The following is a 13,244-nucleotide window of genomic DNA, read 5'->3' as shown; positions in this document are numbered from 1 at the left end:
TAATAAATTCAAAAAACACCCGATTCTTTCGGGTGTTTTTGTCAATATGCCACTTTCATTCTGTATCACCATTTGGCAGAGCTTGTGCAATGGTGTGATCCGACCATCCAACATACATTTGATGGACACGCTGCCCCATTTGTTTGCCGTGTGCCGAAAAGCGATAAATCCAATGGATCGCATCTAAGATGTCCTGTTCCCCAAGAAATCCTCGACAGGCAAACCGGCTGCAGCATATGACACGCAGCAGCAACAATTCACCCAGCACCTGATGAATACGTTCTGTGTTCATCTCTTGTGGATACTCCAAATACCGGGATAAAATCCGATAGCGCATATAATTGTCATAATACTGCTTCCACCATTGCCCCGTATTTGCCACAAATCGACGTATCAAATCACAAGCCGCTTCGTCACTTTCCCGCTCATAAAAATCAAAACTATCCTCTAAATATCGGCATTCCGGAAACGCCAGTATAATGTCCAAACATTCCATAGACACATTTACAAACGAATCAAAATCCGGATCCTCGTGTGAATATGCCGCACTTAACAATTGCAGGGCACTTTTTCCCTCTTTCCATACAGAAAGATCATCTAAACAGATTCTCTCTCCCTGCAGAGTGATCCACTCTACCGGATCATGTAGCAGATATCTGCTTACTGCAGGGCAGGAAGCAGCAAGCGAGATCCATACATCGCCATTAATGGCTGCTGTTAAACGTGGAAATTTACGACAGGTATTGCATAACATCTGCTCAGAGGTATTCCGTTGTATCCTGCACAATCCATCCTCGTCTAGCATCGCGCAGCGACCTCCTGCAAGATTTTCAAAGCAATAAACGCCCTCTTTTTTATGGATATGTGAGAGTATGTCCTCTCGGAGCCATTCCGGCTCTATCTTCTGAAACCACTCATACGCCTCCGGATCCACGACAATTTTCCAGCCGGCGCAGCATGTTGCCTCACAACGATCTGCTAAGCAGGAAAATTCCCGATAATACTTAAGTACTACGCCATCCATTAGAATGTCAACTCTGACTTATCATGCAACAGCTTAGCACCTTTGGTGATCAGTACGACACCGGCGGCAATCGCACCAACGATCAACAAAATGCCTAATACAATATTACTAGCCCCAACAGATTTCATTGTTTTATATACTTTTTCGACCATACATGACCTCCATGTTTACAATAATCACTCAATTAGTGTACACCGTACTCCGCATAGTATGCGTCAATAGCAGCCTTCAAGTTATCATCGATCAATACTCTGCCCTGGCACTCTTTGTTGTAAAGACATTCCACGACGTCCTCCATTGTAACGATCGCATTTGCACCAAAGCCATATTTCTGCTGAATCTCATCCAGTGCGCTGGCATTCGAAGTGAGTCCTCGCTCCATTCGATTTAACGATACCATCAGACCAATGATTTCAACATCGCCCTGTGCTTTAATGATCGGGAATGTTTCCTCAATGGATTTACCGGAAGTGGTCACATCTTCAATAATAACCACTTTATCACCATCTTTGATCTTGCTTCCCAATAAAATACCGGTATCGCCGTGGTCCTTCACCTCTTTGCGGTTTGAGCAGTAACGGATTTCTTTGCCATATAACTCGCTGAATGCTATAGTTGTTGCCACACTAAGGGGAATTCCCTTATAGGCCGGTCCAAACAACACATCGAAGTCATCCCCGTAATGCTCATGAATTGCCTTCGCATAATACTCTCCCAGCTTTTTAAGCTGCGCACCGGTTACATAAGCTCCCGCATTCATAAAAAACGGAGATTTACGACCACTTTTTAATGTAAATTCCCCAAATTTCAATACATCGCTTGCAACCATAAACTCAATAAATTCTTTCTTGTATGCTTCCATCTTAACGATAATCCTCCTTTTCATAGGCGTTTCGCCATATTGCTGTATAACTGTTTTTAGATTCTACACCATTTGAACACCAAAATCAGCTTCTTTATACTACTTTACGCATCCTATCAGCTCATTAATGTCTTTCACGCCGTTTTGCTGCATAAACTGTTCTATTCCTTCTATCACCTGCACAGTTGTCGCCGGTTCATTGAAATTGGCGGTACCGACTGCCACCATTGTAGCTCCCGCCATAATAAACTCTAACGCATCTTCTGCTGTTCGGATCCCTCCCATTCCAAGTACCGGAATATTCACAGCATGTGCTGCCTGATAGACCATGCGAACCGCAACCGGCTTCACTGCCGGACCGGACATTCCTCCTGTCTTATTGGCAAGTGCAAAGGTTCGACGATTAATATCAATCTTCATCCCGGTCAACGTATTGATCAAAGAGATTGCATCTGCTCCGCCTGCTTCCGCTGCTTTTGCCATCTCTGTAATGTCTGTTACGTTTGGACTTAATTTCATGATCACAGGCTGTTTTGCCACTGCCTTAATCTGTGCAGTGATCTTCTCAACCTGCTTCGGATCCTGACCAAATGCAATGCCTCCCGCTTTAACATTCGGGCAGGAAATGTTAATTTCTAACAGTGCAACATCTTCCTCTGCCAAACGTCTGACAACATCAATATATTCGTCTGGTGTCTTACCACACACATTGACAATGATATTGGTATCATACTGCTTCAAATACGGAATATCACGCTCAATAAATACGTCTATCCCCGGATTTTGCAAACCGATCGCATTCAACATACCACCATAAGTCTCGCACACTCTCGGTGTTGGATTGCCGGGCCAAGGTACATTTGCCACACCTTTCGTTGTCACAGCTCCCAAGCGGTTCAGATCCACATATTCTCCGTACTCTGCACCAGAACCAAAGGTACCGGATGCCGTCGTAACGGGATTTTTCATTGATACTCCCGCAAAATTTACTGCCAGATTCATCCTTTTCCTCCTATATCTCTACGGTCTGCGCATCAAATACCGGACCGTCCTTGCAAATTCTTGTATTATTGACGTGACTGTGTGCATCTTTTTCTTTGGTTGTGCATACACAGCCTAAGCAAGCACCGATACCACACGCCATATGCTCTTCCAAAGAAATCTGAGCTTCGATCCCCTGCTCTGCCGCAAATGCTTTTACACCACGCAGCATCGGCATAGGCCCACACGCATAGATCACATCTGCTGTAATACCCTCGGCACGGATCGCATCTATGACATTGCCCTTGGTTCCCACGCTGCCATCCTCAGTCGAAACATATACAGATGCATATGGGGCAAAGTCTTCTTTCAAAAATTGCACTGCATCGCGGTATCCTAATACGACCTGCACTTCACCGGACAGACTCTTCGCTAATGCTAACATTGGCGGGATACCAATTCCTCCGCCGATCAAAATACTTTTGCCGGAACGAGGTGTAAATCCGTTGCCAAGTGGCCCTACAACTGCGATCGTATCACCTTCCTGCTTACCGGAAAATTCTAACGTGCCGGCTCCTGCCACTCGGTATACCAAGCGGATCATGCGCTTAGCCGCGTCAATCTCGCATATACTGATCGGTCTTGGGAGCAGTCTGCTGCCATCATCGCTATACAGCGACAAAAACTGTCCCGGTTTTGCCATTGCTGCAACATTGTATTCTTCGGGAAAAGCAAGCCACAAACTGTATATTCCCGGTGCCAACTCTGACTGGCTCTTCACGGTTGCCAGACATTTCTTTTTCTCTGCCATTGCTATCCTCTTTCTCTAAACGTTCTACTTGATCGCTCCGTTAATATCTGCGATCATATCAATTACTGCCTGTCTGGAGGCATCTGCATAATTGTCAGCGCCAAACTTACTATATTTGTCCTGCTTGTATGCGGCAATGATACCACGCGAAGAGTTGACGATCGCACCTAAGCCATCGCTGTTAAAGTATGGTTTCAATCCCTCAGCGGTACCGCCCTGCGCACCATAACCCGGTACCAGAATATATGTCTTTGGCATCAGTTTACGAAGTACCTTACCCATTTCCGGATACGTAGCACCAACCACGCAGCCAACATTGCTATAGGTATCTCCCATGCACTGCTCACCCCATTCTACCACTTTCTTAGCTACCAGTTCATACAACGGCTTGCCATCGATGAGCTGATCCTGAAATTCACCACTGGAAGGGTTGGACGTCTTTACCAATACAAAGATTCCTTTATTTTCCTCTTTGCAGACATCGAGAAATGGATTAACACCATCGCTTCCCAAATACGGATTAACCGTAACAAAATCCTCATCAAAGGCTGCATAGGACTTAGACCCTACTTGCACTTTACCAATATGTCCTACCGCATATGCAGCAGATGTAGACCCGATATCTCCGCGCTTAATATCACCAATAACAACAAGACCTTTCTCCTTACAATAGTCAACTGTTTTCTTGAATGCTGTCAGACCTGGAATACCAAACTGCTCGTACATAGCGATCTGTGGCTTTACTGCAGGGATCAGATCATGTGTTGCATCTACGATTCCCTTGTTAAACTGCCAAATTGCCTCTGCAGCACCCTCTAACGTCTCTCCGTACTGCTCAAAAGCTGCCTTGCAAATATGTTCCGGCACGTAACTTAACATTGGATCCAATCCGACAACGATCGGTGCATCCTTTTTGGTAATCTGCTCAATCAATGTATTAATCATACTACTTATCCATTCCTTTCTTCACTATAAACCAATTTTCCATCCACGAAGGTATTTAAGACTTTGCCGTATACTAACTTTCCATCAAACGGTGTGTTCGTACCCTTTGATAAAAACTTGCTGCTGTCAATCGCATATTCCGTATCAATATCTGCAACCACTACATCTGCTGCCGTTCCCGGTTTCAGCGTTCCCTTGGCAATGCCCAGTACCTTTGCCGGATTTGTGCTCATCTTAGCAACTAACTCTGATAAACTTAATATACCACGTTTGACAAGTTCTGTGTAGCCTAATGCAAAGGAAGTCTCTAACCCGACAATACCAAACGGTGCTTTACGCATAGACTGATCTTTTTCTTCTTTACCATGTGGTGCATGATCCGTAGATATCACATCCATGATCCCTCCGGCAAGTCCCTTTTTGAGTGCTTCGACATCCGCTCTGCTGCGAAGTGGCGGATTCATCTTGAAACGGCCATGATCCTCTGTAATCTCATCATCAGACATCGTAAAATGATGCGGGCAAACCTCTCCGGTCACAGGAAGCCCCTGTTGCTTTGCCATTTCAATGATTAAAACGCTGTCCGCTGTTGAACAATGACACAAATGTAACCGGCAGCCTGTCTCTTTTGCCATCAGAATATCTCTGGCAACGATAACGTCTTCTACTGCGTTCGTAATTCCCGGCAGCCCAAGCTCCTCTGCTTTGGCTCCGGCATTCATAACTCCACCGTCTACTAATGCCTTGTCTTCACAATGCGAAAACATTGGTATTTTGTTCTTAGCAGCTTCCTTAAGTGCATGGCGAAAAACTAACGAATCCATCACTGATTTGCCATCTTCACTAAGCGCCACTGCACCGGCCTCTTTCATACCGGCAATATCTGCTAACTCGTTTCCCTCCTGACCGATCGTTACTGCTCCGATCGGCAAAATGTGAACTGCTGCATCTTTGGCACGTTCTAACAGATCCTTTACTCTTTCCGGACTATCGATCGCCGGTTTCGTATTTGGCATTGGACAGATTGTGGTCACACCGCCCCTTGCAGCCGCCATGGCGCCGGTCCTTATCGTCTCTTTATATTCAAATCCCGGTTCGCGCAAATGTACGTGCAGATCAATAAATCCCGGCATGACAACGTGTCCTTCTGCATTAATTGTCTGATCTGCCTCCTCTATAATCTTCGGCGCGATCTGTGCGATCTTACCATCTTCTATTAAGATGTCTCCGATCTCGTCCATGTTCTGCGCAGGGTCAATAATTCGTCCCCCACATATCAGTGTTTTCATCAATCCTCCTCCTTTTCATAGGCTGTCCTGTATACATTTTGCATACTCCCATACATACAGAGAGCACCTGCCGGTAATCCGGCAGATGCCATCTCTTAATATACGTCTGCCTGCTGTAAATCCGCAAGCATTCTCTTATTGTTGATCAAATCATCAAACTCTGCCGATGTGATCCATTGCGCATCATGCAGGTCCTCAGAAAGCTGCACAGCGTCTTCTTCCATCTCTGTCAGACAAAGATACGCAATGCCAAGATTACATTCTGAACCAATCATAAAGGTCCAAGTATACAAAATCCGGTCAACAACCGCGATCAACCCTGTCTGCTCCTGAATGATACGCAACACAGCCGCATCCGGTGATTCTCCAAATTCCGTTTCACCATCAACAAATTCCCACTGATACGGATCTATGATATTATCATCATACCATTTCTCCACCGCCAGAAACTTGTCATCCTTTTGTACAATTCCTTTTACCAAAATACGATATCGGTTCATCCTAATAACCATGCCTTTCTATAATTGATTATTTGGCTGTGATGTATTTCTTAGCAGTCAGTAACTCTGCCGTAAGAACAGCACCACCTGCTGCACCACGCACCGTATTATGTGAAAGACCAACAAACTTGTAATCAAATACAGTATCCTCACGAAGACGACCCATAGATACACCAAATCCATTCTCATAATTAACATCCAATGCTACCTGAGGACGGTTGTCATCCTCAAGATACTGAATAAAATGTTCTGGTGCACTTGGAAGTTTCAGCTCCTGTGGAACACCACTGTACTCTCTCCAAACTTTAATGATCTCTTCCTTAGAAGGCTTCTTGCCCTCTTCGAAAGTAACAAATACGGCTGCTGTATGACCATCTAAAACCGGTACACGGATACACTGTGTCGTGATAACCGGTCCCTCTGCCTTAACGATCTCACCATTCTCGATGTGACCCCAGATACGAAGTGGCTCCTGCTCACTCTTCTCTTCCTCACCACCGATGAATGGAATGATATTGTGCTCCATCTCCGGCCAATCCTTAAAGTTCTTGCCGGCACCGGAAATTGCCTGGTATGTTGTTGCTACTACTGTCTTTGGCTCATAACCTGCTTTCTTCAAAGCATGGAGAGCGGGTGTATAGCTCTGAATAGAGCAGTTTGGCTTAACAGCAATGAAACCTCTGGTTGTACCCAAACGCTTCTTCTGAGACTCGATCACTTCGAGATGCTCCGGATTTAACTCCGGCACTACCATCGGAACATCCGGTGTCCAACGATGTGCACTGTTGTTGGAGACAACCGGTGTCTCTGTCTTAGCATACTCTTCTTCGATCTTCTTGATCTCATCTTTAGTCATGTCAACTGCACTAAATACAAAATCTACGGAAGAAGCTACGTTCTTAACATCGCTAACATCCTGTACGATAATCTTTTTCACTGCTTCCGGCATTGGTGTTGTCATTTTCCAGCGTCCGCCGATAGCTTCCTCATAGGTCTTCCCAGCGCTGCGTGGGCTTGCGGCAATCGTAGTTACCTCAAACCAAGGATGATTTTCCAAAAGTGAAATAAATCTCTGTCCTACCATACCGGTACCGCCAAGGATACCAACTCTTAACTTCTTGTCCATAGTTTTCGATTCCTCCATTGATTATAATGTGTAAATCTGCAGATAAACATCAACTGTGATCTGCCATTTATCATCAGACTTATACATGCCATATTACACTATTCTGCGAAATAAGTCAAAATGATATTTGCCCACTGTATTAAAATATGATAGACTATTACTGCCGTAGAACAATATAATACAGATTATTCTATCTGTCTTTCTACTGTTTTGCGTCAATACTTACCAGAAAGGAATTGAAATAATGAAAGCAACACCGGTAAAAGGAACGAGAGATTATCTGCCAAAGGAGGTTATGATCCGCGACCATCTGCAGGAGATCATCCGTGAAACATATCAGGAAGCGGGTTTTGAACGCATCACAACCCCTATTATAGAAGATGCTGTAAACTTAGATAAAAGCGAAGGTGGCGAAAATTTAAATCTGATCTTCAAGATCTTAAAACGAGGCAAAAAGTTATCCTCTGCCTTAGAAGCAGAAGCCCCTACCGAACAGACGCTTGCCGATATGGGGCTGCGTTATGACCTGACACTGCCACTCTCCCGCTATTATGCCAACAACCGCAATGATCTGATGAATCCTTTCAAGGTTATTCAGATGGACCGCGTTTACCGCGCAGAGCGGCCACAGAAGGGACGTCTTAGAGAGTTTATGCAGTGCGATATCGATATCATTGGCAATGCCTCTCCAGATGCCGAAGTGGAATTGATCCTTACAACAACAAAGGCTCTGACCCGCATTGGTCTATCTTCTTTTAAGGTCAAGATCAACGACCGCCGCATCCTCAAGGCAATCTTTACTTATGCAGGCTTTGCCGAGGAAGATCATGAAAAACTGGCGATCATTTTTGATAAATTAGATAAGATCGGTATTGAAGGTGTGCAGAAAGAATTAGAAGAAAATGCATTTGATGCTTCTGCTATTGAAAAATTTATTGCCTTGTTTGAAAGCGGCGCTTTGGATCTGGATTCTGTTGCAAAAGTATGCGATGCCGACTATGTTGCTTCTCTGAAATACATTATGGATACCGTAACTTCTGTCTCCGGCAATGCCTTTCCGATCGAATTCACACCGTCTCTCGTGCGTGGTCAGGGCTATTACACCGGAACGATCTTTGAAGTAGAAGCAGAGGGCTATAGTGGCGCCGTTGCCGGTGGTGGACGTTATGACAATCTGATCGGTAAATTCTTAAACGAAGATATCCCGGCAGTTGGATTTTCCATTGGCTTTGAGCGTATCTTTGGTATTTTGATGGATAACGGTTACGAAATCCCGGGACAGAAAAAGCGCATTGCGGTATTCTATGATCCGGATACTTATGCAGCTGCATTGCAATATGCTGAAGAACTCCGCAGCGAATATCTGGTTTCAACGATCGCCCGTCCTAAGAAACTGGGCAAATTCTTAAATCGCCTGGAAACCGCCGGATACGATGGATTCGCTGTGTACGGTCAGGAAGATGGTGTCAAATTGTTTTCCTAAGGAATAACACCACACTACGATAAGTTTCCTATAAAGTAAAAAAAGTGGCTGTTCCGCTTATGTTGGAACAGCCATTTTTTTATCCTCTAAAATCATCCGCTAAAGATCTACCGAATGAAGTTCGTCCCGATACGTTCTTCCAGCTCCGGCAGACCAAACATTTCTTTACCCATAGCAATACTCTTGATCAAAAATGCCATATTATTTCCAAGTGTTCTCATAATCTGAAGGCCCTCTCCATCCTGCTTTGCCTCATCTGCGTTATTGCCATGAATGCTGTTCCAGTATTGGCTGGATGCTACCGGCATACCGGAGATTGTGAAAAATTTGTTGAGCTCATCAAACGATGCCGAACATCCGCCTCGTCTTGCAGACACTACAGAAGCACCAACTTTCATACGTTTATCAAAGTGTGTACTGTAAAACAATCTGGTCAGGCACGCCACAAGCGTTGCATTGGCAGAGGCATAATATACCGGGCTTCCAACTACCAGACCATCCGCTTTTTCAAACTTTGGTGCAATTTCATTGACAATATCATCAATAACACATTTACCGATTTCTGCGCAAGCCCCACAAGCCATACAACTGCGTACCGCCAGGTGACCGACCTGTACAATTTCTGTGTGCACGCCGTTGCGTTCTAAGGCACCTGCGACTTCCTCAAGTGCTGTTGCTGTCGAACCGTTACAATGTGGCGATCCATTCAATAGTAACACATAAGATGGTTCTGCGTTCTTCTCAGAAGACACTTTTCCTGCAGCAATCAGCTCCTCTGTCTCTGCAGACACCTTCTCTGCAGTAATCGACTCCTCTGTCTCTGTAGATACCTTCTCTGCAGTAATCGGCTCCTCTGTATCCGAAGATACCTTCTCTGTGGTTATGGGTTCTACTTTCTCCCCTAAATAGATCACTGTTCCACAATTTGCCGGCAAAGTAACCTGCAGTTGTCCATTCTCATAATGTACTTGTTCTGCCTGTCCTAACATATCTGTAGCACTTGTTGCTCCAACCGGCGCCTGTACGGTAATTGTTGTCGGCTCGTCATCGCAATTGAGTAACGTGATCATTGCCGTTTCTGAAAGTGCTCTCGCATATGCAAATTGACGATTAGTCAATGACAGTTCCTGATATTGTCCCTCACTCAACTCCGGATACTGTTTCTTTAATTCGCCCAATTTCACGCACAATGCTGTAATCGGATTATTGGTATATGCATCCGCATAATCTGCAAGTTCCAGATGAGGACGCAAGTTCCAGTCTGATCCTTGTTCCTTTTTCCCTTCGATACCAAATTCTGATCCATAGTACATGGAAGGGATTCCGTATAATGTATAAACGAGCAGCGTTACCAAACCCATATGCTCTTTATTGTTCAATTTCGAATAAATGCGCTCTACATCGTGATTATCCATAAATGTATACAAGCGGTAGTCTCCGCAAATGCCAAGTAAGCGTTTTACGGAATGAGCGATCTCAAAATAATTATGATCGTTATGTCCGGAATACAAGCCTTTATGCAGCTCATAATTTGTTACCGAATGCAGCATGCCATCGTTTACCCAACGACTGTAATCGCCATGGATCACTTCACCCATCAACCAAAAATCCGGTTTCATAGCATCTGTCATCTGACGCATCGCATGCATAAATCCATGATCCAGTACATCTGCCGCATCCAAACGGATTCCATCAATATCAAACTCAGCCACCCAAAAACGGATCGCGTCAAAAATATAGTTCTGCACTTCCGGATTCTGCTGATTTAACTTGACTAACAGATTATATCCGCCCCAGTTTTCATAAGAAAAGCCGTCATTATACTCGTTATTTCCACCAAAATTCAGGTTACAAAACCAACTGCAATATGGAGACTGCTCTCTATTTTGCTGCACATCCTTAAACGCAAAGAACTCTCGTCCGACATGATTAAAGACACCGTCTACGATCACGCGAAGCCCTAACTTGTGGCAATATGCTACATAATCTCTGAAATCATCATTTGTTCCCAAACGACAGTCTACTCTGCGATAATCTGTCGTCTCATATCCATGCCCCACTGACTCAAACAACGGTCCGATATAAATTGCCGTACAATTTAACTTAGCGGCATGTTCTGCCCACTCCTTTAACTGATCAAAATGGGATTCAGCAATCCCTGTATTTTCTTTGGCGCATCCACAAAGTCCCAGTGGATAAATGTGATAAAAAACTGCCTGATCATACCATTTCATCATTCTTTTGTCTCCTTCTGTGTTAAACGCTTGTGATGTTCTTCTTTATCCGCATACATCTTGTCATCTGCCTGCTTCATAATACGTTCTATATCGGACGCTCCGTGAATCTCTTCCCAGATCACACCACAACTGGCACCAATCCGGTAAGGCTTACCACTGTCTCTGTCAATCTGCGCGATCCGCTCCTGAAGCATTTGACGATATTTCTCATAAAACGTAAGATTTGCCTTGTCATACTCTTCTACCAGACACATAACGTATTCATCCCCACCGAAGCGTGCACATATCCCATCTACCTCAACGGCAGTATCGGATATCGCCTGTGCTATGCTGCGAATGGCAAAATCTCCCTCTATATGTCCATAATGATCATTGATCAATTTGAGCTGATCCAGATCTACCGACGCCATAAACAACATTTTGCGCTTGCCGGCGAGCTTTGCAATCCGATTGCGTAATTCGTCATAAAATCCGTGTCGATTATAAATCGCTGTCAATGCATCTTTGACATATAAGCTATACAACTGCGCCTGCTTACGTACTGTACCAAACACCTGATCCAAACTCATGGAAAACTCATATAACATTCCATAATCCATCTTGGCTGCATCATGTGAGACCACCATATAGCCATAGATCTCCGATTGCCAATGAATTGGCACGACAATTACCTGAGTGGTACAGGCTCGGATCCTGTCAAAACACTGTAATTGCTTTTCCAGTGGTATCCGTTCTAATGGCATCGTAAATGTTCCATCGCATATTTCGACCAGCTTAACCAAGTCAGTCACGTCACTCGCACAGCAAATGTCAGAATCATGATAGAAATTATAATTTACTATAATCATAAAATTATCCGCCGGAAAACAATCTTTATATTGTTGGAACGACTCTGCCAGCTTGACCAGAGAATGACCATCTGACATGCTATTCGTCATCATGAAAAAGTCATATGACTGATATCTGGCTATCTCTCTCTGACCATACCAGTGCATCACTTCCTCACTTAAATTGCGCTGTTGGACCGGCTCACAACCACACGATTCACTATAATCGACATAAAAAGGAACAACAATGTCATATACATTTGTACATTTCCCATTTTGGTGATCATCGATCATCTGTATGACATTCCACCCAATCTGTGCCGCATCATTCTTGGCAGAAGTCAGCTTTGGCATGCAACATTCACCTAATAACAGCCCGTCAAAACCGGTCACAATAACATCTTCCGGTACTTTCAACCCATGATTTTGCAACACATTACTCGCCGTAATTGCCATCATATCATTTGCACATATGATAGCCTCCGGTCTTCTGGACGTACCAGCCTCCCATTCCTGCACCCATTTTTCCATTGCAGCGCGAGACGGAAATTCCCAAAAATCTCCATAAGCAATGTACTCTTCTTTGACGGTACATCCATTTTCTTTCATAACACGTCGATAAGTCTCTAATCTTTGTTCCGAAAAAACATTATCTCGAAATCCTGCAATAAAATTCACTTCTTGACAACCATGGTATTCGATAACATGACGTACGATCTGTTCAAATGATTTCTCATAGTCAAATTTAATATTATAGCATCCCTTTTTGTAACAATCGAGCATAACTACCGGAACATTGTTCTTGTGCGCTTTTGCCACCAGATCATCACAAACTGCATCATTCCGAATAGATTCGCCCAATACCACCAATGCAGCTAACTGATCATACGGGATGACAGAAAACACGCTCAATTCACCCCTGCTATGACTCGTCTCAACATCCATCTTGACAGACAGATTGTAGATTATAACCTCATATCCGCGTTCCCTGGCACAATCACAGATTGCGTGGATCTGACGCTCCTGTTCCCACAGATATATCTGCGCTGCACAAATCGCAATAATCTTGTTCATATCCCTCTCCATCTCTCTTTATTGCCATCAGCAAATGTCAGTATTTTCTTGTTTATCGTGTGTACTGCAACACCACGAATTTATT

At 44.2% G+C, this 13,244-nt stretch carries 12 protein-coding genes; 1 reads left to right on the top strand and 11 read right to left on the bottom strand.

Features of this window, described 5'->3' with window-relative positions; all coding sequences use genetic code 11:
* Positions 1 to 55: 55 nt before the first annotated feature.
* The 9 genes from fliB to asd form a co-directional block, all read right to left on the bottom strand.
* Positions 56 to 1,024: a flagellin lysine-N-methylase gene (gene fliB, locus DXB73_RS09065; protein WP_118690887.1), complete on the bottom strand. Its 969-nt coding sequence runs from the start codon at positions 1,022 to 1,024 to the stop codon at positions 56 to 58.
* Positions 1,024 to 1,176, bottom strand: coding sequence for a hypothetical protein (locus tag DXB73_RS14555; protein WP_182448287.1), 153 nt, complete (start codon positions 1,174 to 1,176; stop codon positions 1,024 to 1,026). Before DXB73_RS14555 ends, fliB begins: the two co-directional genes overlap by 1 nt.
* A gap of 32 nt (positions 1,177 to 1,208) precedes the next feature.
* The gene (pyrE, locus tag DXB73_RS09060) at positions 1,209 to 1,886 is read right to left on the bottom strand and encodes an orotate phosphoribosyltransferase (RefSeq protein WP_022025290.1); all 678 of its coding nucleotides are present in this window, start codon (positions 1,884 to 1,886) and stop codon (positions 1,209 to 1,211) included.
* Between the two features lie 99 nt (positions 1,887 to 1,985).
* On the bottom strand, positions 1,986 to 2,888 hold the full coding sequence (locus DXB73_RS09055; RefSeq protein ID WP_118690886.1) for a dihydroorotate dehydrogenase: 903 nt from the start codon (positions 2,886 to 2,888) through the stop codon (positions 1,986 to 1,988).
* Between the two features lie 10 nt (positions 2,889 to 2,898).
* Positions 2,899 to 3,678 (bottom strand): dihydroorotate dehydrogenase electron transfer subunit, encoded by a 780-nt coding sequence (locus tag DXB73_RS09050; RefSeq protein ID WP_118690885.1) that lies wholly within the window; start codon positions 3,676 to 3,678, stop codon positions 2,899 to 2,901.
* Positions 3,679 to 3,702: 24 nt separating this feature from the next.
* Positions 3,703 to 4,623, bottom strand: coding sequence for an orotidine-5'-phosphate decarboxylase (pyrF, locus tag DXB73_RS09045; RefSeq protein WP_022025287.1), 921 nt, complete (start codon positions 4,621 to 4,623; stop codon positions 3,703 to 3,705).
* Between the two features lie 5 nt (positions 4,624 to 4,628).
* Positions 4,629 to 5,912, bottom strand: coding sequence for a dihydroorotase (locus DXB73_RS09040; RefSeq protein WP_118690884.1), 1,284 nt, complete (start codon positions 5,910 to 5,912; stop codon positions 4,629 to 4,631).
* A gap of 95 nt (positions 5,913 to 6,007) precedes the next feature.
* On the bottom strand, positions 6,008 to 6,412 hold the full coding sequence (locus DXB73_RS09035) for an NUDIX hydrolase (protein WP_022025285.1): 405 nt from the start codon (positions 6,410 to 6,412) through the stop codon (positions 6,008 to 6,010).
* A 28-nt stretch (positions 6,413 to 6,440) separates the two neighbouring features.
* Positions 6,441 to 7,538, bottom strand: a complete 1,098-nt coding sequence (gene asd / locus DXB73_RS09030; RefSeq protein ID WP_022025284.1) for an aspartate-semialdehyde dehydrogenase — start codon at positions 7,536 to 7,538, stop codon at positions 6,441 to 6,443.
* Positions 7,539 to 7,782: 244 nt separating this feature from the next.
* Between asd and hisS the strand changes: the two genes are divergently transcribed.
* Complete coding sequence (hisS, locus tag DXB73_RS09025) at positions 7,783 to 9,021, top strand: histidine--tRNA ligase (RefSeq protein WP_022025283.1); 1,239 nt, start codon at positions 7,783 to 7,785, stop codon at positions 9,019 to 9,021.
* A gap of 107 nt (positions 9,022 to 9,128) precedes the next feature.
* Here the strand turns inward: hisS and DXB73_RS15170 are convergent, their stop codons facing one another.
* Together DXB73_RS15170 and DXB73_RS09015 are read right to left on the bottom strand one after the other, a co-directional pair.
* Positions 9,129 to 11,258, bottom strand: a complete 2,130-nt coding sequence (locus DXB73_RS15170) for an alpha-amylase family glycosyl hydrolase (RefSeq protein ID WP_118697923.1) — start codon at positions 11,256 to 11,258, stop codon at positions 9,129 to 9,131.
* A complete protein-coding gene (locus DXB73_RS09015) occupies positions 11,255 to 13,159 on the bottom strand; it encodes a GGDEF domain-containing protein (protein WP_182448288.1) in 1,905 nt (634 codons plus the stop codon). Before DXB73_RS09015 ends, DXB73_RS15170 begins: the two co-directional genes overlap by 4 nt.
* Positions 13,160 to 13,244 lie beyond the last annotated feature (85 nt).

It is taken from the genome of Clostridium sp. OM05-6BH (assembly GCF_003481635.1).
GTDB lineage: Bacteria > Bacillota > Clostridia > Lachnospirales > Lachnospiraceae > Butyribacter.
Note: the sequence above shows the minus strand (reverse complement) of the source record. Positions and strands in the feature narration are given on the sequence as shown.

What these genes read in the sequence shown, in the direction of transcription:
- fliB (WP_118690887.1), bottom strand. Translation starts at nt 1,024, where the DNA reads ATGGATGGCGTAGTACTTAAGTATTATCGGGAATTTTCCTGCTTAGCA.
- DXB73_RS14555 (WP_182448287.1), bottom strand. Translation starts at nt 1,176, where the DNA reads ATGGTCGAAAAAGTATATAAAACAATGAAATCTGTTGGGGCTAGTAAT.
- pyrE (WP_022025290.1), bottom strand. Translation starts at nt 1,886, where the DNA reads ATGGAAGCATACAAGAAAGAATTTATTGAGTTTATGGTTGCAAGCGAT.
- DXB73_RS09055 (WP_118690886.1), bottom strand. Translation starts at nt 2,888, where the DNA reads ATGAATCTGGCAGTAAATTTTGCGGGAGTATCAATGAAAAATCCCGTT.
- DXB73_RS09050 (WP_118690885.1), bottom strand. Translation starts at nt 3,678, where the DNA reads ATGGCAGAGAAAAAGAAATGTCTGGCAACCGTGAAGAGCCAGTCAGAG.
- pyrF (WP_022025287.1), bottom strand. Translation starts at nt 4,623, where the DNA reads ATGATTAATACATTGATTGAGCAGATTACCAAAAAGGATGCACCGATC.
- DXB73_RS09040 (WP_118690884.1), bottom strand. Translation starts at nt 5,912, where the DNA reads ATGAAAACACTGATATGTGGGGGACGAATTATTGACCCTGCGCAGAAC.
- DXB73_RS09035 (WP_022025285.1), bottom strand. Translation starts at nt 6,412, where the DNA reads ATGAACCGATATCGTATTTTGGTAAAAGGAATTGTACAAAAGGATGAC.
- asd (WP_022025284.1), bottom strand. Translation starts at nt 7,538, where the DNA reads ATGGACAAGAAGTTAAGAGTTGGTATCCTTGGCGGTACCGGTATGGTA.
- hisS (WP_022025283.1), top strand. Translation starts at nt 7,783, where the DNA reads ATGAAAGCAACACCGGTAAAAGGAACGAGAGATTATCTGCCAAAGGAG.
- DXB73_RS15170 (WP_118697923.1), bottom strand. Translation starts at nt 11,258, where the DNA reads ATGATGAAATGGTATGATCAGGCAGTTTTTTATCACATTTATCCACTG.
- DXB73_RS09015 (WP_182448288.1), bottom strand. Translation starts at nt 13,159, where the DNA reads ATGAACAAGATTATTGCGATTTGTGCAGCGCAGATATATCTGTGGGAA.